Below are 24,702 nucleotides of genomic sequence, written 5' to 3'. Positions count from 1 at the left end.
CCCTCACCCCTTCAGGCCCGGCGCGATGCCCCCTCGGACTGGGCCGCGCGCCATCATTCCCCACCAGCCTGCCGTGCGCCAGCCTTGCCTCACAGCTTGAAGCGGAAACCGGCCAGGAACAAGCGGCCCAACGTGTCATATTGCCCGGCCGAAACCGGGTTGTTGTTCCATGCCCCGAACCCGGTCGGGCCAGCGGCGACAATCGCCGGATCCTTGTTGGTCAGGTTGCGGACGTTGAAGAACAGCTGATATTGCCGCTCCGAGCCAAAGCGCCAGGTGGCCGACAGGTCGATATAGGCAGCAGCCGGCACGCTCTGGTTGTCGTAGGTCGGCCGGTCCGCGGTGGAGGTCGGGCAGCCGGTGGTGCACTGGATGAACAACTTGTTGATCACGCCGCCGGAAATGCCGCGCACGATGCCGGTGAGCGACAGCGGGCCATTGTCCCAGTTGATCTGGACGCTGTAGCGCCAGTTTGGCAGGTTCACCGTGCCGTCACGCTCGACGATCGGCGAATTGGGCAGGCCGGAATCCACATCATATTTCAGGAATCGCGTGGCCAGCGCCCGGAATGACATCGTGCCGTCCAGCCCGGGGATCACGTCGGCAGTGTTGAAGCGGTAGCTGGTCTCGATATCGATGCCCTGGGTGGTTTCCTTGGCCAGGTTCAGCGGCGTATTGGCGATATCGAACTGGTTGACCGCGCCCGGCGTCGCGATGATGCGGCTGCACGCATCCTGGTTGCCGGCAAAGCACAGGTTGACGATCTGCTGGATGGTGAGCGACCCGATCGCCTGGCTGATGTCCACCTTGTACCAGTCGACCGAGGCGTTGAAGCCGGGCAGGAAGCCGGGCTGCAGCACGATGCCGGCGCTGGTGGTGCGGCCGATTTCCGGTTCCAGATTGGGGTTGCCCGATGCCAGCGAGCGCGCGGTGGTGTTGGCCAGGTTGCGGTTCGGATCCTGGAACGAGGCCTGGCTCTGGAACACGCCGGCGAAGCGGTCGGCCAGATTGGCTTCGCGCACGTCGCGGGAGACGACACCGCGCAGGCGGATGCCGTCCACCGGCTTGTACTCCAGGCCCAGCTTCCAGGTGGCATAAGTGCCGACCTCGTATTTCACCGCGCGCACCGCGGCGTTGAGGTTCAGCGAGCGCGCCCAGCTTTCATCCTTGGCCAGCGGCACCACGGTTTCGAAATAGACGTCGGAAACCTTGTAGCTGCCGATGGTGGGCAGGCCGCCGGTGGTGTCCCAGTTGCCGGGGCTCTGGGTGGTGATGGCGTCGGCAAAGCCAGTGGCCTTTTCGGTGCGGTGCTCGACCCCGAAGGCCACCGAAACCGGGCCGGCCCAGATTTCCAGCGGCTCGGCCGCCAGGTTGAGGCTGGCGACATTCTGCGTGTAGACATCGCTGCGGAACGGATTGCCGATCACGTAATTGATCTGCGCCTGGCTGTTCACGCCGGTGCCGAACACATTGTAGGGCACGCAGCCGTTGGTGGGATCGGTCAGCGTCGACCGGCAGACGATGCTGCCATTCAGCGCCCGCACCGCATCGATGGCGCGGTTGAAATTGGGGATGTTGGTCGCCCGGGTGGCGGTGTTCACCAACGTGGCGCGGCCATGCTGGAAATAGGCATTGAGCGTCCATTCGCTGCCGAACGCATCGAACTTGCCATCCACGCCGCCGACAAAGCGGGTGAATTCGCGCTTGGCGTTGGCCCCCGATGCGCCATTGTCCCCCTTCAGCGTGCCGAACGGCACTGAAGTGAGGCCGAGCCCGGTGATGCGCGCGGCAATGGCGGCCGGCATATAGGGATTGTCGGCGCGCACCGTCAGGTTGTTGGGGAAGTTGCCGTAATAATAACGTGTGTCGGCCTCGGAATAGGCGGCCATGCCCTCGGCATAGACATTCCAGCCATCCGCCACGTCAAAGCTGACGCGGCCGAAGATGTTGCGGCGGTCCTGACGGGGCAGCAGGCTGTTGTCCACCCCGTTGCGCACATTGTTGTCGGCCAGTGTGCCGCCAGCCATCAGCGGATCGGAGACGACAGGGCCGAACACCAGATTGTAGGGCGAACCGCCGGGACCGAAGGCGATGCCGCGCAGCGAGGAACAGGCTGCGGTGGCCGAACAGGCGATGGCGCCGCCCAGCGTGGCGGTCGACAGGCCGACGCCCGGGCGCAGCAGCACGCGCGGCTGGCCGTTGGTGGCGGTGTAGGCCGAATTGTTGATGAACGCCCAGCCCGCCTTGGTCCAGTCGCGGTTGCTGGGGTTGTAGATGCCGTCTTCATGGGCGATTTCGCCGCTGAGCAGGATGTGGCCGCGGCCGCCGGCAAATCCGGTGCCCCAGGCCAGCGCCACGCGATAGGTACGGTTGTCGCCATAGGTGGTGACGCCGCCGTTCACTTCGCCCTTGATGCCGGTGAACTTGGTGTCGAGCACGAAGTTGATGACGCCCGACAGCGCGTCCGAGCCATAGGAAGCCGACGCACCGCCGGTGACGACATCGACCCGGTTGACAAGCAGCTGCGGCAGCTGGCCGACATCGACGGTGCCATCATTGGCCATGCCGGCAACGCGGCGGCCATCGAGCAGCGTCAGCGTGCGGACCACGCCGATGCCGCGCAGGTTGATGGCGTTGATGCCCTGGCGGCCGGCGCCAACCTGGGTGACCGTGGTGCGCGGCGTCGAGCTGCCCGACACCGCCGGCAGCGTGTTGACGAAATCGGCGATGTTGGGCGTGGCCGATTTCTGCAGTTCATCGACTGTCACCACCGACACCGGGGTCGGCGCCTGATAACCGTCACGCACGACGCGCGTGCCAGTGACCTCGATCAACTCGTCTTCTGCCGCTGGCCCGGCGGCAGCGGCAGGGTTTGGGGCTGCGGCGGTCTGGGCACTTGCTGCCGTACCGATGGCAACCGCGGCCATGCAGGCCGAAGCCCGAAGCCAGAGTTGCAGATGTGCATGTAGCGTGACCATGGCCGTTCCCCCCGATTGTGCCAGACGTCCCCTTAAGGTGACGAACTAGGGGGTGACATTCAAAGGGGCGCAAGGAAGAAAAAGTTCCATTGACAAAAGCGGATCGGCACTAGCTACAATTTTTTGCATTTGGGCAAGTGGCGTGCCGGGCTCGATGAAAGGCGACGATCGGCGCTGGATGTGGGCAAGATGGCCAGCACGGTGATGCCCGTGCTGGCCAGTCTGATACCCTATCACGCGATGTAAATCGCACCAGAACCCCGTCACGCCGCACGGCAGCGTCTCTTCCGTTCCGAGGCCAGCAACTTTACGCGACAAGGCCAGTGCGATGGTCAGAACCGCACATTGGCTTCCACGCCATAGGTGCGGAAATCGTTGAAGAAGCCGCTGATGCCGGCTTGCGGGCTGCCAAGCTTGTAGAAGAGGAACTGGTTGTTGAGCAGGTTGCGAGCCCAGGCTGCCACGGTGAGCTTGGCATCGCCGCTGCCCAGCGGGATATCGGCCAAGGCCAGCCGGCCGTTGACGATGAAGCCCGCCTCGCCCTTCGGCTGGGCATAACGCACGGCACGGGTGACCGGATCATAGGTCACATCGGTATAGTTGGCGTAGAAGCCCGAGTCATAATTGCCATCGACGTGGGCGTGCAGCTTGAAGTCCTTGATCGGCAGATCATAGTCGATCGAGGCACTGGCGGTGTTTTCCGGCGTATAGACTTGGTAGATCGGCACCGGCACGGGGATCAGCACCCCGCCCGTCTGCGGGAACGGATTCAGCGTCGACGGGATGGTGACGATATTCTTGGCATAGCTCGCCGACAGGGTCAGGCCCTTGGCGGGGTTGACCAGAAATTCTAGCTCGAAGCCCTTCACCCGGCCAGTGCCCGGGGCGTTGATGATATCGGTGGTGGTGCGGGTGGTGGTGACGCGCACGCCGTTGATCACGTCTTCATACAGGCCACTGAAATCGAGCTGGATATCCTTGTACGTGCCGGTGAACGCCGCGAAGTTGAAGCGCACCCGGTTGTCGAAGAACTGGGCCTTGCCGCCGATTTCGAAGATCGAGACGGATTCCGGATTGAACGCGCGGTAGGTCAACGAGCGTGAGCTGGCGCCGCCCGAACGATAGCCCGTGCTCCACTTGCCATAGACCAGGACATCGTCCGTCACTTCGGCCGCCAGGGTGACCATCGGATCGAAGCGGCTCCACGCCTGATCAAGCGGAATCTTGGCAGAGACGTTGACGCCATTGACCGGCACCACCGGCAGCGCACCGTTGATGGTGAACAGATTGCCCTTCTTCTCGTCGCGGGTCCAACGGCCACCCAGGGTCAGGTGGAGCTTGTCGTCGGCAATCGGCGGCGTGTAGGTGCCCTGGCCGAACACGCCAACGCTGGTGACCTTCACATAGCTGGCGCGCTGGATGACCTGGGTGTTGAAATCGATTTGACGCTGGACAAAGGTGGTGCCGGCAGCGTCGGTCACCTGCATGGTGTTGAACGCCTGGGCGTTGTCCTGCACCTTTTCCTGATAGAACAAGGCACCGACAGCGAACTTCACGCGGCCGACTTCACCCACCGCTTCGACTTCCTGGCTGAACTGGTTCTGGCGGAACGGCGCGACGCTCATACGACCGAATTGATAAGGCCCGCCGCCGGTGGCAATCAGGAAGTTGCCGTTCGGATTGGCCGCAGTCGGCGCGATCGACAGCGTCGAATCCGCCGAGCCATTGTCCCATTGGGTCTGGCTCATCACGCGATAGGCGGTGATCGACTTGAATTTCAGGTTCGAAGCCGCGTCCCATTCGACGCCGAGGCGATAGCCTTCGGTCTTGCCGATGCTGAGCGGCTGCGGCACGCCGACCTTGGCGGCGCTGAGCCGGGTTGCCGACACCGGGTTGATCCCGGCCACGAAGTTGGGCGGGATCGCAGGCCCAGTGGCCGTGGCCGGAAGGCCCAACGGGCGGGTCACCTGCTGCAGATACAGGGTGCTGGTGGCATCATAGCTGTTGTCCACGGCGACATCGACACTGAAATTGTCTGTCGGACGCCACAACGCTTCAAGGCGGATTCCCCGCTTGTCGAAGCTGTTGAAATCGTTCTGGCCTTGCAAGGGGTTGTCCACCATGCCGTCGCGACGCGACAGGATGCCGTCGATCTTGAAGCTGATGTTGGCGACTTCCGGCAGATCGATGTGGGTGACCGCATTGTAGCTGTTGTAGTTGCCGATGCCCATGGTGGTATTGAACTTGAACTGGCCGCTGGGCTTCTTGGTGACGATGCTCACTGCGCCGCCCATGGTGTTGCGGCCGAACAGCGTGCCCTGCGGGCCTTTGAGCACTTCGATATTCTCGACATCATAAAGCGCAGCGCCCAGGCCCTGCGCCCGGCCGAGATAGACGCCATCGACATAGACGCCCACGCCCTGATCACGCGCCGGCTGGTTGCTGTCGGCCATCACGCCGACGCCGCGGATGTTGATGACGAGCACGCCGGGACGCGAGAAGAACGGTGCAATCTTCAACGACGGGATGGCCCCATCGCCCAGATCGAGCAGCGAGACCACGTGGCGATCGGTCAGCTGGGCACTGCCCAGCACGGCAATGGCAATCGGCGTCTTCTGCAGATTTTCGCTGCGCTTTTGCGCGGTGACGACGATTTCGGCGAGGCCTTCAGGATCCTCGGCAACGGCAGCGGCCGCGACCTCGGCGGCATTTTCAGCCGCCTGGGCGGGCATTGCGGCTGCCACGGCCATCGCCAGAACTGACGCGGTGAACCCATGTGCCTGAACGTTGCGAATCATGTTTGCCCCCTGATCAACGTGCACGGGCCGCCTTCGGCACCGCTCTGGGGGCGCTCCTGCACCGCTTTTGCTACGAAACGCTGGCAGTCTTTTTGCAAATTCGTGACGTACTGAAAATTACGGAAAATACATGATTTGGCTGCAACATTGCGGCCGGGGATGAAATTTTTCGGTAACAGGAACCGGTTACCGCGTGGCTGATAAGTCTGGGAGCAATGCCATGCGACATTATGAAGTGCGCCGTCTGCATCTTGCAGCGGCGATTGCACTGGCATTTGCGGCCGCGCAATTTTCGGCCGCCCCAGTGGCCGCACGGCAACCGCAGGCTGCCCCCAATGCGGCCGAACATTTGCGCCTGCTACCGCTGCAAGGCGGCAATAATTTTCGCGATCTGGGCGGCTATCGCACCAAGGATGGCCGCACCACGCGCTGGGGCCTGCTCTATCGTTCCGGCGCCATGAACAATCTGACGCCGGCGGATTTCGCCATGCTGGCCCGCATGGGCATCCGCACCGTTTGCGATTTGCGCGACAAGAATGAGCGCGCGGCGCAGGCCGTGGTGTGGCCGGCGGCTTCGGCGCCGCGCGTGCTGGCCGATGATTACACGCTCGACATGCGGGCGCTGGCTGTGGTGTTTGGCGGCCCGGCCCCAACCGGGGAAAGCGCGCGGGCGGCGATGGCCAGCAGCTATCCCGCAATGCTCGGCCAGTTCAACGGCCAGTATCGGCGGATGTTTGCCGAGCTGCTGGCCGGCGAAGCGCCGCTCGCCTTCAATTGTTCGGCCGGCAAGGATCGCACCGGGATCGCCGCCGCGTTGCTGCTGACGGCGCTTGGCGTCCCGCGTGACACGGTGATCGAGGATTATCTCCTGTCCAACCGCTATTTCGACCCTGCCAAGATGGGCAACGGCACGGCTGGCGCCGCAGCGTATCAGCGCCTGCCGCCCGAAGTGCTGAAGGCGATCATGGGCGTTGATCGCAGCTACATCGATGCGGTGTTTGCCGTGATGGATGCTCATAAGGGCGGCGTCGACGCTTATCTGGCTGAGGCGTTGGGCCTTGGCCCGGCCGAGCGGCGCGAACTGGTGCGGCTCTACACCGAACGTTGAGTACCCCATGATCGATGCTGCTCTCGATCAGTTGCTGGCCCCGTTCCGCCGCGCCGGCCAGCAGCATTATGGCGAGGACGTGACGCAATATGCCCATGCCGCGCAATGCGCGGCGCTGGCACAGGCGGCAGGCGCGGCCCCTGCCCTGGTTGCAGCCGCGCTGTTGCATGACATTGGCCAGCTGCTCGATGATGCTGGTTCGGCGGCGGAGGAGGCCGGCATCGATGCCCGCCACGAAGTTCGGGGTGCGGCGCTGCTGGCCCGCTGGTTCGGGCCCGAGGTCACCGAACCCGTTCGCCTGCATGTTGCAGCCAAGCGTTATCTGTGCGGTGTTGATCCGGTCTATCAGGCTGGTCTAAGCGCTGCCTCCATCCTCAGCCTTGGCTTGCAGGGCGGGCCAATGGACACCGAAGCACGGGCTTGCTTCGGCACGCACCCACATGCCGCCGATGCCATCGCGCTGCGCCGCTGGGATGATGCCGCCAAGGATCCGCAATACGCGGTGCCGCCGCTTGAAAGCTGGCGCTCCCTGCTCGCCAGCTTGCTGCGCGTTCCCGTTCAGCCGTAAGCAAAGCCGGCCAACACCGCGGGCAGATCGGCCACCGTATCGATCACCACATGGGCGCCGGCCTTCAACAGTTCGGCCCGCGCAGCAGCGATGCGTTCGGCCCGATCCTGCGCCGGCAGCGCGGCCAGCGCCTCGGCCGACAGGCCCACACTGTTGCCGCTGGCGGCCACGCCCACCGTCCAGGTGCCGGCGCTGCGTCCTTCCGATATGCCCACCGCGGCATCGTCCACCTTCACCACAGCGATGGCTGGCCACACGCCTAGTTCGACCAGATTCTTCCACAACATCAGCGGCGAGGGCCGACCAAAAGCCGTGTCGCCGGCGCACACCAGGCAATCGGGTGCATAGCCCTGCGCAGCGGCGGCGGGCAGGATGGCGTCCATCATCTCGCGCGTATAGCCGGTGCACGATCCGATCTTCACACCCTGCGCGCGCAAGTGGCGCACCACATCGGCGGCGCCGGGGATCAGGATGGCGGTTTCGCCTGCGGCCGCCTGCATCAGCGGGGTGATGCGGGCAAACAGCCGATCACCGTCGGCCACGTCGGGCGCCCTGCCATGGCGATCGGCCCAGGCTGCGGCCACGCGCGGCTGGGCCAGGATGGCGGCGATATGATCACGCTTGGCTAGCCCCATGTCGGCGCGGGCTTCGGCCTCGCTGATCGGCACGTCAAAGGCTTCAAACAGCTTGAGCAGCGCAACCACCGGCGCGCGGCTGCCGAAATCGATCATCGTGCCCGCCCAATCGAACACCACGGCCTGCAGATTTGCGTGCATCAGATTGACTCCCCCTTGCCAAACACCCCGTTCACCACGTCTTGCGCCAGCGCGAAGCCGGTGGACGCACCGGTTCCGCTGGTCACCACCACCAGATGCACGCCGGGCATGGGTGAGCGCACGATGCTGTGGCCGGCGGCTGAGGCATAGGTGCCCGTCCAGCGCTCGGTCACGGCCGGGGCCGCGCCCAGCACGGCCTCGTATTGGCGCCGTATTTCAGCATCGATGTCGGAACGGCCGAAGGGATCGGGCGTCGAGCCATATTCATGGCTGTCACCCACCACCAGGCTGCCATCGGCACTCTGCACCACGATCAGATGGATACCCCAACCCAAGGCATCGGCCGCCTCCGTGGCGAGCCGGGCCTTGAGTGCGGCTGCTTCGGGCAGCGCGGCATAGCCGAGATAGCGCACCAGGCTGAGGTCGCTCATCAGCGGGGCCGGCAGCCGCCAGCCGGGCGCGGCGAGGCGCAGCATCTGCAGCTTGCAGCGGGTGATCGCTTCGGCGGCATAGATGTCCGGGAACAACGAAGCCCAGTCATCGCCGGGGCAGACGAAAATGGCATCGGCGGCCAGCGTTTCGCCGTTGGCCAAGGCGACGCGGCCGGTTTCCACCCCGACCACGGCGTTGCCGAAACGGAAGCGCACGCCGTGCGCCGCGGCCAGCCAACTGGCCAGCCGAGGCAGCGCCTCACGCGATTCAACACGCAGATCGTGCGGGCTGAAGATGGCACCAGCGAGGGCGTGGGCCTGCGGGCACAGATCGCCAGCCGCCGAAGCCGTCAGGCGCCGGCAGCCTTCGCCCATTTCGGTGGCCATGAAGGCATCGAGGACCGGCGCGGCCTCTGGCCGCTGCCCCACCACCAACAAGCCTTGCTGTTCGATGCGGATGCCGGCGGCGGGCGCAACGTCACGCCAGATGCCGGCGCTGCGCATGGCCAGGTTCCAAACCCGGCCGCGTTCCTGCCCGGTGACGGTGATGAAGCCGAAGTTGCGGATGGAAGCGCCATTGGCGCGCGCGTCCCGGTCCACCACTGTCACCCGCGCGCCGGCCCGCACCGCGGCCAGCGCATGGGCCAGGCCGACAATACCGGCGCCCACCACGATCACCTCAGACAATCACCATCTCCCGTTGTTGGCCGGCAAGCCGCCAGAAATACAGCGCAGAAATGCCCGTAAGCACGATGATCAGCACGGCCGCAACATGGGCACAGGCGATGAACAAAGGCACCCAGTCCACTGCAGGGGCAAACAGGCTGCGCCACAGCAAAAGGGCAATGCTGCCAGCATAGCCGGCGGTATCGGCGATATAGATCAGGAACCCGGCATTGGCCGTCCGGCCCAGCACGGCGATCATGCGATCGAACAGCATGGCGTTGAACGGCAGATAGGCGAGATACAGCCCGGCACCGGCCAAGATCATCCACGGCATCGGGCCGACAAGCCCGGCCTGAAAGGCCAATGTACCCAGACCCAGCAGCACGCCGCCCAGCATGATCACCCCATGCATCGCCAGCATCGCCTTCACATTGTCGCGCACCAGAATCAGCCCGGCAAGCGCGCCCAGCGCGATGACCGCCACCGGCAACTCGCTGGCGGAAAACACCGCGGCAGACCCGCCCATGCCCAATGCCGTCCAAAGTTCGGCCGCGAAATTGTCCCGGAAATCGCGCATGGCGGTGAGTACGACATAGCTGGCCGACAACAGTGCCATCGGCAAGCCATGCGCCCGCAGGAAGGCCGCCCGCTCGGCCTTGTCCATGGGGCGGCGCGGCGTTCGCTCCGCCTCGTCGGCGGCCGAAGGCGGCGGCATCCGCTCCAACAGCCATAACGAGAGGATCAGCACCGGGAAAAACGGCAGCCCGGTGGCGGCAGGCATCCAATGTTCCGCCACGCCGGCCTGCAACAACAACGCACCGGCCGATTTGACCACACCAGAGGCCAGGATGAACGCCCCGCACAGCATCGCCCCCAGCAGCTCGGTGGTGCGCCGCCCTTCCAGATAGCTGAACACCAGCCCCCAGATCATCCCGAGTGCAAAGCCGTTGATCAGAATGCAGGCCAGACCCAGCACCGGCGGCAACACGGCAAAGGCCACCAGGCAGAGCCATGAAATGCTGATCAACCCAAAGATGGCGCTGGCGCGGCCCGTGCGGCCAAAGCCGGCCATCACCCGGATGCCGATCAGCTTGGAGGCGGCATAACCCACCACCTGCACGATCACGAGCGCTGTCTTGTAATCAAGGCCGAAGGGATGAAACCCGACATCGGTCCAGCCCGCCACGGCCAGCGGCTTGCGGAAGGCATACATCGCAAAATAGGCCGCGAAGGCCGCCAACCCGCCCAGCAGCAGCCGCGGCATGGCGCCGGCCATGCCCAGCGCCTGCCCACGCGAATCCTGTTCCTGCCTGCCCATAAAGGGGCTTGGTAAACACCAAGTGCGGCAACGCGGTTACAGTCCGGAATGAGCCGGGCCGATCATGCGCTCACCATCCCTTCAGGCTGGCGCCGAGATGAACCCTCATCCGTCAAATGCCGAACCAAGATTGGCATGGGCAACGCCGCCGTCCACCGTGATGGTGTCGCCAACCACATAATCGCCGGCGCGACTCGCCAGATAGATGGCGGCCCCGGCCATATCCTCGTCCACGCCGATGCGCCGGGCCGGAATGACCTTTGCAACCCGCTCCCCCTGATCGCGCGCCACCCGGTTCATCTCGCTGGCAAAGGCGCCGGGCGCGATCGAGGTGACGTGAATGGCATCGTTCACCAGCCGTGCCGCCATGCGCTTTGTCAGATAGATCAGCGCCGATTTGGAAGCGTGGTAGCTGTAGGTCTCCTGCGGATTGAGCCTCATGCCGTCGATCGATGTGATGTTGATCACCTTGGCGGGCTGCTCGCGGCAGCCAGACGCTTTGAGCAAGCCGTGCAGGGCCTGGGTGAGGAAGAACGGCGATTTGACGTTCAGGTCCATCACCTTGTCCCAGCCACTTTCCGGAAACACATCAAAGGCGGCCCCCCAGGCGGCCCCGGCGTTGTTGACCAATATATCCAGCCGGGTTTCGTGCTGCGCCAATTGTGCCGCCAGCGCCTGGCAGCCGGCGACCGTGGAAACATCCTGTGGCAGCGCGATGCAATTGGGCCCCAGTTCGGCGGCCGCCTCAAAGCAGACTGCTGCCTTGCGCGACGAGATATAGACTTTGGCGCCCTGGGCGATGAAGCCGGCGGCGATCATCTTGCCGATGCCGCGACTGCCGCCAGTGACCAGGGCGACACGGCCATCGAGCCGAAACAAGTTGCTGGTGTCCATATCAGGTGCCTTTCAAGCTGACGTACCGGCTTGTGTCGCCGGGATGGGGCGCGAAGTGAACTGCCAATTCTGCGCCAACGGCGTTCACGCGGCGGCGTGCAGCGTTGTTGTCCCGCGCATCGAGCGTGCCGCCATCAGGTGCGCGAAGATCGTCAACAGGATCACCGGAAACAGCGCCACATAACCGACGACCAGCGACTGCTCCGCGCCTTGCGCCGTCGCCAAATCGCTGATGAAGCCGATGTAGAGCGGCCCGCCGCCAAGCCCGATCAGATTGAGGATGAACAGCAAGGTGGCCCCGGCAAGGCTGCGCTGCGACGGCGGAGCGGCATTCTGCACGACCGTCAGCGCCGGAGCCAGATACATGTTGTTGAGCAGCGCCGGCACCGCCAGGCAGGCCAGCGCGATCTGCCAGGTCGGCGCCAGGATCATCCCCGCCAGCGCCGGCAAGGTGAGCGCAAAGGCGATGGCCGGCACCCAGGCATACCAGCGGCGGTCGCGCCGCCCCAACCGGTCCACCAGCCAGCCGGCGGCGAACGTCCCGATGAAGCCGGTCACACCCAGCACCAGGCTGTAATAAGCCGCGACCTCGGTGAGGCTCATGCCCTTGACGCGTTCGAGGAACGGCGGGTTCCAGCTCAACATCGCATAGCCGACAAACGCCGACAGACCCGACGACAGCGCCGTCAGCCGCATCGTGCGGTTCCCCAGAAAAGTCGCGAGCCCGGCGCCAATGCCTTGTGGGGCATCATGCACCACGGCGCCCGACGGCAACGGATCGAGCCCGCCGCGTTTCGGTTCGCGGATCACCAGCAGCAACAGCCCGGCCAGCACGATCCCCGGCAGGCCGACCGCGACAAAGGCCGTGCGCCAGCCATAATGCGCTGCCACCCAGCCCCCGACCGCCACGCCAAGCGCCGAACCGACCGGCACGCCCAAGGAATAGATCGCCAGCCCGGTGCCGCGTTCCTCGGGCGGGAAATAATCGGAAATCAGGCTGTACGAGGGCGGCGACCCACCAGCTTCGCCGGCGCCGACCATCACCCGTGACAACGCAAGCTGGGTGAAATTCGTCGCCAGGCCGCAAACCACGGTGAACAGGCTCCAGATGCCACAGGCCGCCGCCATGATCGACACCCGGCGATAGCGATCCGACAACCAGGCCACGGGCAGGCCGCAGGTCGTGTAGAACAGCGCGAAGGTCAGCCCGGTCAACATGCCGAGCTGGGTATCGGACAGCCCCATCTCGATGCGGATCGGTTCCTGCAGGATCGACATGATCTGCCGGTCCATGAAATTGAACGTGTAGACCACCGCGAGGAACGACACGACGGTGTAGCGATAGCGGGAGCGTCCTTGTGTGGTCTGCATGCCCTCGGACGCCCTTTTTCCCTGCCCCGCGTTGCCAAGGCCGTGTATTCTATGCTGCCAAGCCGATTTGACGGGCAAGCGGTTTCTGTTCGCGTGGCGCGCGGCACGCTCTGTCGTGGCGGATGATCAGCGCCTTGCACGCAGTCCGGCGTTCGGCTGAGGCCGACGTTGGAACGGGTTGGTAATTGCACTGGCTGAAGGCCCATGCGGGCCACAGGCACGAAAAAGGGCGGCAAGCTTTCGACTGCCGCCCCTTTGGCAAAGCCCTGCCGCAGGCGTCAGGCGATGGCGGCAACAATGCGGCGGCGGCGGAGCGCTGCGCCAGTCATCCCGAAGCCGGCGATCAGCATGACCCAACTGGCCGGTTCCGGTACCGCTCCTATCTTGAACACCGCGCCGGTGAAGCCGGCGATCTGGGTGGTGGTGAATTTGACCGCGCCGCTGTCGCGGGCGCCCGTGGCGATGTTCCAACCGATGGCATCGAAGGCGGCGAGATCGAGCGCGGTGACGGCGAGCATCTCGCACTTGCCGGTGGTCGGGTCCAGGATGCCACGCGCCGTGGTGGGGGTTTGGCAACTGCCCACGGTGGTGTAACTGTTATCGACCCAGTGCGAGGCTTGGCGGGCATTGCCATTATAGGCGCCGGTCGAGAACAAGCCGGTGCCGGTGCCCAGCGTAATTTGAGTCACGCCCTTGTCGACCGAGAAATAGGGCGTGCCTGCCACCGACCAATCGAGCACCGGCGTGGTGCCGGGCACGAGGTTGGTCGGATCCTTGGAAAATCGGAACAGATCAAGCGTCGAGCCGATGCTGTAATTGTTGAGGTTGAGCGTGGTACCGGCCCCCGGCCCCCGGCCGCCGTAATAATCATAGGTGTCGACACCGCTGATGAAGCCGAGCGCATGACCGATTTCATGGGTGGCGATGCCGACAAAATCATATTTGCCGCTGGTGATGCCATCGCCCGGCGAGAAATCGAACGCGAAATTGCTGGAAAAGGTGATTCTGGCATCGGCGCCGGTAAAGCCGGCGAAGCCCAGCGCCTTGGCATTGGCGGTGGTCAGCGCCAACGCCGTGTTGTTGGCGCTGTTATCGGTGTCGTAGATTTTCGTCGCGACATTGACGCCGGTCTTGGTGGACGTATTCTTATAACCGTTGGTGATCATCGACAGGCCGCCCGCCTGTGACAGGGACGGCAGATTGGCGATGGCGGTGGCATCAAGCGTGGAGGTGCCATCAGCGCGCAGTCTTGCCAGCACGGCAGTCGCAGACTGGCTGGTCATCGTGCTGCTGGTCGAACCGAGAATGCCAGCGCCCAGCGATGCATAGCTGACATTGAGGTTGATAGTGACATTGTCGGTCAGCACCGAAGCCCAGAAGGATGCCGCCGCGTTGAAGCCGTTGTAGACATCGCTGCCAACCGTGACGCCGCCGGCATTGCTCAACACGATCGTCGCTGCGTTGGCCGGAATGGCCAACAGCGCCGTCGCCAGCATCAAGATCCCGCCCTTGTTCATTGTCCGCATCGCCTGCCCCCGTGTTAGCGCCGCTTCTGAGTCGCGAAGGCTAGCCCATCACCGCTGCCCTGTCGATTGCGCGGCCCTGCGCGCGCCGATGACCGGCCGGAATCTCCGCTTCATGATGACCAGGGCATGGTAATGCCGGGCGACCGGCATTATGGATTTCATCCTGCTGGCCGGGAGCGTGTCGCATGAAAAATGTCTCCATGATCGGTGCGGCCGCGGGCGTGCTGGCAATGTCTTTGGCAATGGCGTTGGCAGATCCGGCCGTGGCAATGAACCCGCCGGGATACCCGGCGTCGTTCGCGGAGTCATTGGAAACGCTTAATTTTCCGCTGTTTGCGATGATCAGGCTGGCGCCGGGTTGGGCGCCGGCGCTGCGTGCCGATCCCGCCTTGCAGGCCTTGGCGGCGGCGCGGGCGCAGCGGGTGGCCGCTGCCTGCACGCAGCGGCCCGATTGCCTGGCAGACGCCTGGATGTGGACTCCGGCCGACATTGCCGCCGTCACCGCCGCACTGCGTGACGTGGCGGCGCGGCCGGGCATGGCCGACGCGCTGATGCGCCGCCATATGCGCGCCTCCGGCCGCTTTGCGCGCCACGCGGCGCTGGCAGATGCCGATCTGCTGGCCGCGGCGTGGGCCGATACGGCCGCCGGCCTCAATCATCTGGTTGCGGTCTATGGTGCCGGCAGGCCGCCGCGCTATCCGGCGATCGATGCCATCATCTTCGATGTGAAGCGGCCGGAATTTGCCGCCATGCTGGATGCCCATGCAAAGGTAACCCAAGCAGCGGCGCGCCCCGATGATCTGGTGTTCGATCCGTCGCTGCGCTTTGGCACCGGGCTGCTGCGCCTGAACGAACGCACGGACGCTGCCGCCTTTCGCCCGTTGCTGGCCGGCGAGAATGCGGCGGCGGTGGCACAAATTCGCCGCACGCGCTGGCGCGATTATCGCTATCCCGCGCTGCTGTTGTTCGGCCATGGCCCCGAAGATGCGCAATCGCGCACCGGCGTACTCGGCCATATCCGCATGGCGCGGGCCGCCGATCTGTTCGCCAGGCGCCTGGCCCCGTTCGTGATCGTCAGCGGCGGCAATGTTCACCCCAATCGCACGCCGTTCAACGAAGCCATCGAGATGAAGCGACTGTTGATCGCGCAATATGCCATCCCGGCCGATCGCATCCTGATCGAACCGCATGCACGGCACACCACCACCAATTTGCGCAACAGCGCACGCCTGCTGTTTGCCGCCGGCTTCCCCACGGATCAGCCGTCGCTGATCGTTACCGATCCGACGACAGCGCCCTATATCGGCAGCAGTTTGCTGCAGGAACGGACGCGGGCGGAAACCGGTGTGCTGCCGGGCGTGGTGACGACGGCAGCCGCGCCATTCACTTTTGAATTCCGCCCCGACCGCGCGGCCTTTCATGTCGAACCGTTGGATCCGCTCGACCCCTGAACACGCGGAATCAGCAATGGGGGTCACGCCAGAGCGGTGCTATTGCCTGAATGACACATCGAACGGGGGATGGCGGCGATGCGCAAGGGCTGGTGGTTGTTTCTGTTCGGGTTGGCGCTGATCCTGGGCGGGTCCTGGCAAGCGGGCCGCATCCAGACCGCAGGCGGCATCGCGGTACAGGATGTCCGCTTTCGTTCGGCTGCCGGCACCGAGATGAGCGGATTGCTGTACGTGCCGGCCACCGCCACGCCCACAACGCCGGCGCCGGGCATCCTCGCCGTCCACGGCTATATCAACAGCCGCGAGACACAGGATGGGTTCGCCATCGAATTCGCCCGTCGCGGTTATGTCGTGCTGGCGCTCGACCAGACCGGCCATGGCTATTCCGGCGGCGCGGCGTTTTCCGAAGGCTTTGGCGGCCCGGCCGGGCTGGCCTGGCTGCGCGCACTGCCGATGGTGGACAAGGCCAACATCGGCCTGGAAGGCCATAGCATGGGCGGCTGGACCGTGCTTGCGGCCGCCGCCGCCATGCCCGATGCCTACCGCGCGATGGTGCTGGAAGGGTCATCCACCGGCAAGCCCTTCGCAGCCGATGGCACGCCGGCCTGGCCGCGCAACCTGGCGCTGGTGTTCAGCCGCTACGACGAATTTTCCAAGCTGATGTGGGATGTTATCCGCGCGCAGGATGTGGCGCGCAGCGCCAAATTGCAGGCGGTGTTCGGCACTGCAGCCATCGAGCCGGGCCGCATTTACGGCAATATCGCCGCCGGCACGGCACGGCGGCTGACGCAGCCCACCACCACCCACCCAGGCGATCACATCAGTCATGCCGCGATCGGCGATGCGATCGACTGGTTCGGCCGCACGCTTGAGGGCGGCCGGCCCCTGCCCGCCGATGACCAGATCTGGTTCGGCAAGGAAGTCGCGACGGGAATCGCGCTCGTCGGCTTTGTCGCCCTTCTGGTCGGCAGTTTCGATCTGTTGCTGACGCTGCCGATTTTTGCAGCACTGCGCCGCGCGCCGCCGCAACCGCAACTGGGGCTGCCACGCCGCGACCGCCGCTGGTGGCAGCAGTTCGCGCTGACGGCGCTGCTGCCGGCCATCACCTTCTTCCCGGCGTTCATTGCGGTAAACTTGCTGCTGCCGCCATCGGCGTTGCTGCCCCAGACGGTCTCGACGCAGGTGACAATCTGGGCCTTGCTCAACGCCGGGCTGTCGCTGCTCCTGTCCCGCTTCGGCCCCCCGGCTGCGCCACGCGCGGCGCCACACTGGCTGCGATCGGCATTGCTGGCGCTGGCGACCGCCGCCATCGCCTATCTGGCGCTGATCGCGATGGCGGCATGGTTCACCATCGATTTCCGCTTCTGGGTGGTGGCGCTGAAGCCGCTCAGCCATGATCAGTTGCGGATTGCGCTGGTCTATCTGGTGCCCATCAGCTTCGCGCAGATCGTGACACATGGCGGGCTGGCACGGCTGGCGGTGCCCACCGACGGCTGGATCATGCGCTATGGCGCAGCCATGCTGGCGCTGGCGGCCGGCTTCCTGCTGTTGCTCGTTGTTGATTATGGCCTGTTCTTCGCCACCGGCCGGCTGCCGACGGCGTTCGATCCGCTGACCAGCGTCATCGCCATCCAATTCGTCCCATTGCTCGCCACCGTTGCGGCCATCGGCACCTTCACGCAGGCCCGGACCGGCAATGCCGTGGCCGGCGGCTTGCTGTGCGGACTTCTGGTGACCTGGTATGTCGTGGCAGGGACCGCCACACAGGTCGTCTGATGCGGCTGAACGGGATTGCCACGGCGTCGCGGTTCTGATGGAAATGCTTCAATTTGGGCGAGGGAAGATCCGGCCGATTTGACGGCATTCTTGTGGGTCAATTTGGGGGCTTCAGATGACAACGCGATCCACGTTTCGGGAACCGGCAATCCGCATCACCGCCATGCCGGCAAATGCCAATCCGGCAGGCGACATTTTTGGCGGATGACTGATGGCGCATATGGACATGGCGGCCAGCATTGTCGCAACCCGGCGCTGCAAAGGGCGCGCCGCCACCGCGGCTGTGGAAGCCATGAAGTTTCTGCAGCCGGAGCGTGTTGGCGACGAAGTGTCCGTCTATGCTGATCTGGTCCAGACGAGGCGCACGTCCATGATCATCGACGTCGAGGCCTGGCGTCGCGATCGCACAGGCTCTGAACCGACACGGGTCACCCAGGCGCGTTTCATCTTCGTGGCAATAGACGCGGAACGCCGGCAGCGGGCCATACCGCCATTGGAAGACGAAGAGGGATCAAGCCAGAGCCAGTGAAGCCCAGCCGGCAGCACGGCGTTGACGATGTGTGCCGCGCCGCGCGGGTCAGACCGGCCGACCGTTTGACCGAGATCGGATTTCGAACATCGGCAGGAAGATCTGGAGGAGCGGTCCATTGGACAGCGCATAGGCCACGGTGCCGACCCCGATGGCGCCGCCGAGCGCCCAGCCGAGCCCGAGGACGAGACCTTCGACGCCCATCCGCACCCATTTGACTTCCCAACCGGTCACACGAACCCCGCCAGTCGTCAGCCCGTCACGTGGCCCTGGCCCCAAGCCCGCGCCGATATAGGCGCCGGTCGCCACGCCGTTCAGCAAGATCGCGCCGCCCATTAGCGCGATCTGCAGAGGCAGTCCCGCAATCGGCGGCAGCACGGCCAGGATCGCATCTGCCGCCGTCCCGATGACCAGGACATTGCTGATCGTGCCGATGCCCGGCTTTTGACGGAGCGGTATCCAGATCAACAGGACAAGAGCGCCGACGATGTTGACGATGCTTCCCAGGCTCAGCCCCGTCACGTGCGACAAACCCTGATGAAATACGCTCCAGGGATTCAGCCCAAGGTTTGCGCGAACCATCAGGGCCAAAGAGGCACCATAAAGGACCAGGCCGATCTGGAGCTGGATGAAGCGACGAATGAACATGGGCTTGCTCTACCTTGACCGGCCTTTTGATCGATAGCCACTTTGGCGGTGATGGCCGCATGGCCGTCATCGTCAACCTGAAGCGATTGACCCAGCCTTGAATCTGTTTCGCAAACGCATAGGGATGGCGTCATGTCGTCAGAACCAGCAACTGTTGCCCGTATCGTGGACCAGGCGGGCGGAGCCGTCAGCGGGATAACGGCCCGCGCCATGTTTGGCGAAACCGGCCTGTATCTGGACGGCAAGCTCGTCGCGCTCGTTTGCGACGACCAGCTGTTCGTGAAGCCCACCCCCAGCGGCCGAGCTTATGCCCCCGAGGCGGGCGAGGCCCCGCCTTACCCAGGCGCCAAGCCCTGCCTGTTGATCGACGCCAATCGCTGGGACGATCAGTTCTGGTTGGCAGAATTGTTCCGCCGCACCGCAGCCGAATTGCCCTTGCCCAAGCCGCGAAGCAAGCGGGCGCCTTGACCGGGCAGCAATGGCTGAACCTGAACGCGTGACCGGTTCAGAGACCTGACAGCCACCGCAGGCACGGCCAAGGTCGCTGATTGGACGGCAACGCGCTCGAAGCGGCCATTCGGGCCTCAATCGCCAAGGGCGGGAAAGGCAGAAAGGTCGGGAACGCCCGCTTGTGTCCGGCCCTGTCCACAGATTTGCAGAAAACCGGCCGCCATGAACGCCGCCATGCGCAGCTTGACCGATGCAAAATCATCCGACCGGCACAGGCCACCGGACAATTTGTCGATCCGCCCGGTCCGGGCCAGCGTCATCATCAGCGCACCGCTGACGAAGTGATAGGCCCAGAAGATATCCTCATCCGGGCAACCGGGCTGCGCCTTCTTCAACAGGCCGATCAGTCGCAGAACCACCGGATCGAAATGCGTGTCCATCAGCGCCGCGCCCCATTCCGGCGTGTTGGCGACCTGCGCGCCCAGAGCGCCATAGTTTTTCCAGGCCTCGCCGCCCTCGATATACAGATCGAGATCGGTATCGAGAAACGCCCGCAAGGCGCCTTCGACCGTGGGCTTCCCTGCCGTGGCCACGTCATAATCATCCAGCGCGCGCATCCGCCGTTCGCTGGTCACCACCGCGCGGCGCGCAAACACCGCATCGAACAGCTTTGTCTTGTCCGCGTAATAATAATTCAGCAGCGTGTGATGGACACCAACCCGCTTGGCCACATCCTTCAAGGTGACGCCGTGAAGGCCGTGCCTTGAAAAAAGATACTCCGCCTCGTCCAGGATCTGTTCAATGGTTCCTGCCCGCTGCTCGGCCTTGGTGCCACGCCGCCGGGTTGGTGCTGCTTCGGACACGCTGCTGTCGTTCCCTTGGTCACTGAATTCTGCAAGGCGATGAGCCAGCAGATCGCGCTGACTCTCAAGCGTTTCCATACTGTGTTCGCAAGCGAATCTTGTCGACTTTGCCGGTTGGTGCCAGCGGCATGGTTTCCAGCCGCACCACGTCATCGGGGATCCACCACGGGGCGACACGGCCATGCAGCGGCGCGAGCAGCTGTGCGTCGGTCAAGCTGTCGTCACGCATTTCGACCAGCAGCACCGGCCGTTCACCCCATTTGGGATCATTGCGCCCGATCACCGCGGCCAGCGAGACCTGCGGCAGTGCGCCGATCACCGCTTCGATTTCCGCCGGGTTGATCCACTCACCGCCTGATTTGATCAGATCCTTGGCGCGCCCGGTGATGACCAGATTGCCGTCATGATCGATCATCGCCAGATCGCCGGTGCCGAACCAGCCTTCGGCATCGGTTGCCGGCGCATCCTGACCAAAATAGCGCTGGATCACCGCTGCGCCGCGCACTCGCAGATGCCCTTCCGTTCCCCGCTGGTCAGGCAGGGCCCTGCCCTCGCTGTCGGTGATCAGCAGATCGACACCAATCGCCGGTTTGCCGGACAAGGCGGCACGCCGAGCCGGATCGCCCGGCCGCGCCACGGTTCCGGATGGCGACAATTCCGTCATGCCCCAACTGGTCTGCACCGTTGCGCCCAGCCGGCGTTCAATACGTTCCATCAACGCGGGTGCCAACGGGCTGCCGCCAACGATGATCCGGCGCAGGCTGGGCAGCGTCTCGCCGCTCGCTTCCAGATGCTCGATCAGGCCAAGCCACACAGTTGGCACACCAACCCCCACGGTGACCAGTTCCGAACCGATCAGCCGCGCCAGGCTGGCACCATCATTGTGCCGGCCGGGCAACACCAGATTGCCGCCGGCCGCCGCCACGGCAAATGGCAGCCCCCAGGCATTGGCATGGAACATCGGAACCGCCACCAGCACATTGTCGGCCGCCGTGATCGCCATGCCATCAGCCTGCAGCAGCCGCAGCGCGTGCAGAAAGCTGGAGCGGTGGGTATAGGTGACACCCTTGGGCGCGCCGGTGGTGCCTGACGTGAAGCACAGGCCGCACGGCGTGGTTTCCGGAAAATCGCCCCAGATCATGTCGGTTGCGGCGGCCGCCAGCAGGGGTTCCAGCGCCGCCAAGCGCAACCCGGTTTCGGGCGGATCGGCGGGCAGATCGCCATCAATCACCAGCACCTCGACAAGCCCGCTGGCCATATCGGCGATGCGCAATGCCAGCGGCATCAGATCGGCGCTGGTGATCAACAACCGCGCCGCCGACTGGATGGCCATGTTTGCCAGTTGGCCGGCAGTGAGCCGGGGATTGAGCGTGTGGCACACGCAGCCCATGCCCATGATGGCATACCAGGCCTCCACATGCGCCTGGCTGTTCCAGGCCAGAGTCGCCACCCGGTCGCCCGGTCGCACCCCACGCGCCGTCAGCACGGCCGAAACACGCCGGGCGCGGCTGGCCAGTTCGGCATAGAAAACCCGTGCTGGCCCGCGCTCCTGCGCGGTAACCACCTGGCGGCGCGGATGCCATTTCGCGGCATGACTCAGGAACTTGTCCAGCGTCAGCGGATAATCCTGCATGGCGCCATCGATCATCGGCAGTCTGCCGCAGGTTCGAGAACCGGGGAGATCACGCCGGTATTCCAGTTCCACGGCTGGTTGCCCGCTGCGCGGCGGCGGCACACGGCGGCTTCATGCAGGGCAAACATGCCGGGCATCAGCCGCAGGGCCGGCTTTGGCGATTGATCAATGGCAAGATAATGGCCCGCCCGGCCATAGGCCTGCCATGGCGGCTGCCCGGCGGCGGCGGGGGCGCCGTTGCGGGCAAAACTGGCCCAATAATCCAGCATGGCCGCAGACAATCTGCGTTCCGCCGCGCTGTCGGGCACCTTGGGCCAATAGGGCGGGATGGCGGCGATGGTGCCGAACACATAGGGGATTTCAGCCGCATGAAAGGCGTGCAGGCCCGCGCCGCTGGCCGCCGGCCAGCCATGGTTGAAATAATAGAGATAGGCGTTCTGGCCCAGCGCCGTTTGCCCGATCGCCAGCCGTTGCGCGGTCCAGCCATAGAGCGCGTCGCGCGTTGTGGCCCGCATCGCCTCGGCGATATTGGCTGCCGGATAGAGCCGCAGGAACGGATCAGCCAGATCGCGGTAACGGGCGCGGATGGCCGCTTCATAGGCCGCGGCATCGGCAGGGGCCGGCGGCAGCAGCACCGGCAAGGAACGGATTTCCCCGGCATTGAATCCGGCCAGGATGGGCACTTGCGCCTGTTCGCCCAGATCCCAGCTTTCCACCAGTTGGCGGGTCAACAGCTTGCCATCCACCGTGCCAAACGGGGCAAATCCCTTGGCCGTGGCGGCTTGTGCCAACGCGTCGGCCGGCATCGCGCGCAGGGCGGCCAGACCGGGCGCGCCCACGGCCTTCATGATCAGCGCGCCGGCGGCTTCGGCGGCGGGCAGGCCGAACCGCGCCTTCTTCAGTTCGGGTGTGGTGATCATGTAGGCACTTTGGGCAATCGCCTTGTGGAACAGGCCGCGCGCTGGCGGCGATGCCATCAGATACATCACGCTCAGGGCGCCAGCCGATTCACCGGCAAGGGTGACATTGCCCGGATCACCGCCAAAGGCCGCAATGTTGCGCTTCACCCAGCGCAGCGCGGCGATCTGATCGTGCAGGCCATAATTGCCCGATATTCCGTCCGCCGATTCCGCACTGAGATCCGCGAGCGCGAGATAGCCCAATATGCCCAGCCGATAGTTGATCGACACGACGATGATGCCGGCCCGCCGGGCCATGCGCGCGCCTTCATACATGGCTTCATGGCCGTACCCGCCAAGCAGAGCCCCGCCGTGGATCCAGACCAGCACCGGCGCGCCCTGCGCCCTGGCCGGCGCAAAGATGCTGAGCGTCAGGCAATCCTCGCTCATGCGCTGCGGCGGGTTGTGATAGATGCTCACCGGCGGGCCGATGGGTTGCACGCAGGCCGGGCCGAAACTTGTCGCCTTGCGAACGCCGGCCCACGTCGGCAGATCGGCCGGCGGTTGCCAGCGCTTTGCCCCAACCGGCGGCACCGCATAGGGAATGCTGCGGAAGATGTTCACGCCGTCCTGTTCCAGGCCTTCAACGGTGCCGGCGGGCGCCGCGACGGACGGCGGTTGCGCCATGGCGGGCGCCCCAAAGGTCAACCAACCAACCACGGCGGCCCACGCCAGCCTGTTCATCCTGAAGCTCCCTCGCTGCCTTCCGCGCGCCGCAGCTGGCGTGCCAGCCCCAGGAACAGCGCAATGGCGATCAGATAAACTGGCGTCAGCGTGTCCAACGCCGATTGCAGGCCATGGGCATCGCCGGCGGCCTTGAACATGTCGCTGGCAAAGCCGACCCAGGTGGGGCCAAGGCCAAGCCCGATGAAGTTCATCACCAACAGCAGCAGCGCGCCCGAAAGCACCCGTTGATTGGGCTGCACCTCGGCCTGGACCAGCGCCACCGTTGCCGACAGATAGACATAGTTGAAGATCATCACGACCGTCAGCAGGAGGAGCGCCAGGGGCCAGCCCGGCGCGTGCACAAACGCCAGATAGAAGGGCATGGCGATGCCCAGCGACAGCGCCGGCGCGGTGGCATAGCCAACACGCGACCGCTGCACCATCCGATCGATGACCCGACCGGACAGGATCATGCCACCGCCCATTCCGATCGCCAGCACCAGCGCATACCAGATGGCGACATCGGCCAGGGCCATGGCCTTTTCGCGCATCAGGAACAGCACGGCGAAATTGCCCAGGCCATAGGTGACGAATTGCGTCGCTCCGCCGCCCAGCGCCGCCAGCATCAGTACGGGATTTGAGGCGAACATCCTGACGGTGGTCCAGAATGCGGCCTGCCCCACGGCGCGGTGCGGCGCCGGATCGGTGGCGCCGCGTTCGGGATCACGCAGCAACAGCTTCACGAACAACGCGGTAACAAGGCCGATGGCCCCGACCACGACAAACGGCGTCCGCCAGCCAAATTGTTCGGCTGCCGCCGCGCCAAACGCCACGCCCAGCGCCGCACCAATGGCCGGCCCCAGGTTGAAAATGCCAAGCGCCGCCGCGCGTCGGCCGGGTGGATAGGTGTCGGTGATGATGGCATAGGATGGCGGCACACCGCCGGCTTCACCGATGCCGACCAGCATGCGGGCGGCCACCAGTTGTGGATAGCTGGCCGCGAGGCCGCAGGCCACGGTGGCCCCGCTCCAAAGCGCGCAGGCCAGGGACAGCACGTTGACGCGGTTGGACCGGTCCGCCAGCCAGCCGACCGGGATGGCGATGAAGCAATAGAACATCGCGAAATACAGGCCGCCGATCAGCCCCAACTGGCTGTCGCTGATGCCAAGCCCATCCTGGATCGGCTGGGCAAGAATGCCGATCAGCTGCCGATCGAGAAAGTTCAGGACATAAACGAAGGTGAGCGCTGCCAGCATGAGCCTGGGCCGGCCCGTCGCCGGCGTTGCGGCGACG

The 24,702-nt window shown here is 64.9% G+C and carries 18 protein-coding genes and 1 pseudogene; 6 read left to right on the top strand and 13 right to left on the bottom strand.

All coding sequences use genetic code 11. The annotated features are described in order from the left end of the window. Window positions 1-89: 89 nt before the first annotated feature. Together AC6UUM_RS04250 and AC6UUM_RS04245 are read right to left on the bottom strand one after the other, a co-directional pair. The gene (locus AC6UUM_RS04250; RefSeq protein ID WP_500804097.1) at window positions 90-2,927 is read right to left on the bottom strand and encodes a TonB-dependent receptor plug domain-containing protein; all 2,838 of its coding nucleotides are present in this window, start codon (window positions 2,925-2,927) and stop codon (window positions 90-92) included. 383 nt (window positions 2,928-3,310) lie between these two features. Then, window positions 3,311-5,776: a TonB-dependent receptor gene (locus tag AC6UUM_RS04245; RefSeq protein ID WP_500804096.1), complete on the bottom strand. Its 2,466-nt coding sequence runs from the start codon at window positions 5,774-5,776 to the stop codon at window positions 3,311-3,313. A 220-nt stretch (window positions 5,777-5,996) separates the two neighbouring features. Here AC6UUM_RS04245 and AC6UUM_RS04240 point away from each other — a divergent pair, with 220 nt between their 5' ends. Together AC6UUM_RS04240 and AC6UUM_RS04235 are read left to right on the top strand one after the other, a co-directional pair. Then, window positions 5,997-6,884 carry a tyrosine-protein phosphatase gene (locus AC6UUM_RS04240; protein WP_500804095.1) on the top strand — a complete coding sequence of 296 codons (888 nt, stop codon included), beginning with the start codon at window positions 5,997-5,999 and terminating at the stop codon, window positions 6,882-6,884. A gap of 7 nt (window positions 6,885-6,891) precedes the next feature. Further along, window positions 6,892-7,452 carry a phosphonate degradation HD-domain oxygenase gene (locus AC6UUM_RS04235; protein ID WP_500804094.1) on the top strand — a complete coding sequence of 187 codons (561 nt, stop codon included), beginning with the start codon at window positions 6,892-6,894 and terminating at the stop codon, window positions 7,450-7,452. Here the strand turns inward: AC6UUM_RS04235 and phnX are convergent. From phnX to AC6UUM_RS04205, 6 genes are all read right to left on the bottom strand, one after another. Continuing rightward, a complete protein-coding gene (phnX, locus tag AC6UUM_RS04230) occupies window positions 7,443-8,228 on the bottom strand; it encodes a phosphonoacetaldehyde hydrolase (protein ID WP_500804093.1) in 786 nt (261 codons plus the stop codon). The two genes, AC6UUM_RS04235 and phnX, sit on opposite strands and share 10 nt — an antisense overlap. After that, window positions 8,228-9,337, bottom strand: a complete 1,110-nt coding sequence (locus AC6UUM_RS04225) for a TIGR03364 family FAD-dependent oxidoreductase (protein ID WP_500804906.1) — start codon at window positions 9,335-9,337, stop codon at window positions 8,228-8,230. Before AC6UUM_RS04225 ends, phnX begins: the two co-directional genes overlap by 1 nt. A 1-nt stretch (window position 9,338) precedes the next feature. Next, entirely contained in the window at window positions 9,339-10,601 is a 1,263-nt protein-coding gene (locus AC6UUM_RS04220) for a DUF5690 family protein (protein ID WP_500804092.1), read from the bottom strand. 147 nt (window positions 10,602-10,748) lie between these two features. Continuing rightward, entirely contained in the window at window positions 10,749-11,537 is a 789-nt protein-coding gene (locus AC6UUM_RS04215; RefSeq protein ID WP_500804091.1) for an SDR family oxidoreductase, read from the bottom strand. An 84-nt stretch (window positions 11,538-11,621) separates the two neighbouring features. Continuing rightward, on the bottom strand, window positions 11,622-12,908 hold the full coding sequence (locus tag AC6UUM_RS04210; RefSeq protein ID WP_500804090.1) for a spinster family MFS transporter: 1,287 nt from the start codon (window positions 12,906-12,908) through the stop codon (window positions 11,622-11,624). Window positions 12,909-13,186: 278 nt separating this feature from the next. Continuing rightward, window positions 13,187-14,434, bottom strand: a complete 1,248-nt coding sequence (locus AC6UUM_RS04205; protein WP_500804089.1) for an NF038122 family metalloprotease — start codon at window positions 14,432-14,434, stop codon at window positions 13,187-13,189. A gap of 185 nt (window positions 14,435-14,619) precedes the next feature. On the opposite strand from AC6UUM_RS04205, the gene AC6UUM_RS04200 reads away from it, so the two are divergent. The 3 genes and pseudogenes from AC6UUM_RS04200 to AC6UUM_RS04190 all read left to right on the top strand — a co-directional run bounded on the left by AC6UUM_RS04200 (window position 14,620) and on the right by AC6UUM_RS04190 (window position 18,190). Beyond that, window positions 14,620-15,885 carry a YdcF family protein gene (locus AC6UUM_RS04200; protein ID WP_500804088.1) on the top strand — a complete coding sequence of 422 codons (1,266 nt, stop codon included), beginning with the start codon at window positions 14,620-14,622 and terminating at the stop codon, window positions 15,883-15,885. A gap of 78 nt (window positions 15,886-15,963) precedes the next feature. Then, on the top strand, window positions 15,964-17,661 hold the full coding sequence (locus AC6UUM_RS04195) for an alpha/beta hydrolase family protein (protein WP_500804087.1): 1,698 nt from the start codon (window positions 15,964-15,966) through the stop codon (window positions 17,659-17,661). Window positions 17,662-17,776: 115 nt separating this feature from the next. After that, window positions 17,777-18,190, top strand: a pseudogene (locus AC6UUM_RS04190) (acyl-CoA thioesterase). Between the two features lie 48 nt (window positions 18,191-18,238). On the opposite strand, the gene yczE reads toward AC6UUM_RS04190, so the two are convergent. Beyond that, window positions 18,239-18,838, bottom strand: coding sequence for a membrane protein YczE (yczE, locus tag AC6UUM_RS04185; protein WP_500804086.1), 600 nt, complete (start codon window positions 18,836-18,838; stop codon window positions 18,239-18,241). Window positions 18,839-19,003: 165 nt separating this feature from the next. On the opposite strand from yczE, the gene AC6UUM_RS04180 reads away from it, so the two are divergent. Then, window positions 19,004-19,306, top strand: a complete 303-nt coding sequence (locus AC6UUM_RS04180) for a TfoX/Sxy family protein (RefSeq protein WP_500804085.1) — start codon at window positions 19,004-19,006, stop codon at window positions 19,304-19,306. Between the two features lie 116 nt (window positions 19,307-19,422). Here the strand turns inward: AC6UUM_RS04180 and AC6UUM_RS04175 are convergent, their stop codons facing one another. The 4 genes from AC6UUM_RS04175 to AC6UUM_RS04160 all read right to left on the bottom strand — a co-directional run bounded on the left by AC6UUM_RS04175 (window position 19,423) and on the right by AC6UUM_RS04160 (window position 24,665). After that, the gene (locus tag AC6UUM_RS04175) at window positions 19,423-20,151 is read right to left on the bottom strand and encodes a TetR/AcrR family transcriptional regulator (RefSeq protein WP_500804084.1); all 729 of its coding nucleotides are present in this window, start codon (window positions 20,149-20,151) and stop codon (window positions 19,423-19,425) included. A 64-nt stretch (window positions 20,152-20,215) separates the two neighbouring features. After that, entirely contained in the window at window positions 20,216-21,799 is a 1,584-nt protein-coding gene (locus tag AC6UUM_RS04170; protein ID WP_500804083.1) for an AMP-binding protein, read from the bottom strand. Beyond that, window positions 21,796-23,427 carry a carboxylesterase/lipase family protein gene (locus AC6UUM_RS04165; protein ID WP_500804082.1) on the bottom strand — a complete coding sequence of 544 codons (1,632 nt, stop codon included), beginning with the start codon at window positions 23,425-23,427 and terminating at the stop codon, window positions 21,796-21,798. The genes AC6UUM_RS04170 and AC6UUM_RS04165 overlap by 4 nt, the downstream gene beginning before the upstream one ends. Further along, window positions 23,424-24,665, bottom strand: coding sequence for a spinster family MFS transporter (locus tag AC6UUM_RS04160; RefSeq protein WP_500804081.1), 1,242 nt, complete (start codon window positions 24,663-24,665; stop codon window positions 23,424-23,426). Before AC6UUM_RS04160 ends, AC6UUM_RS04165 begins: the two co-directional genes overlap by 4 nt. Window positions 24,666-24,702: the final 37 nt, after the last annotated feature.

The organism is Sandarakinorhabdus sp. (assembly GCF_987265915.1).
Note: the sequence above shows the minus strand (reverse complement) of the source record. Positions and strands in the feature narration are given on the sequence as shown.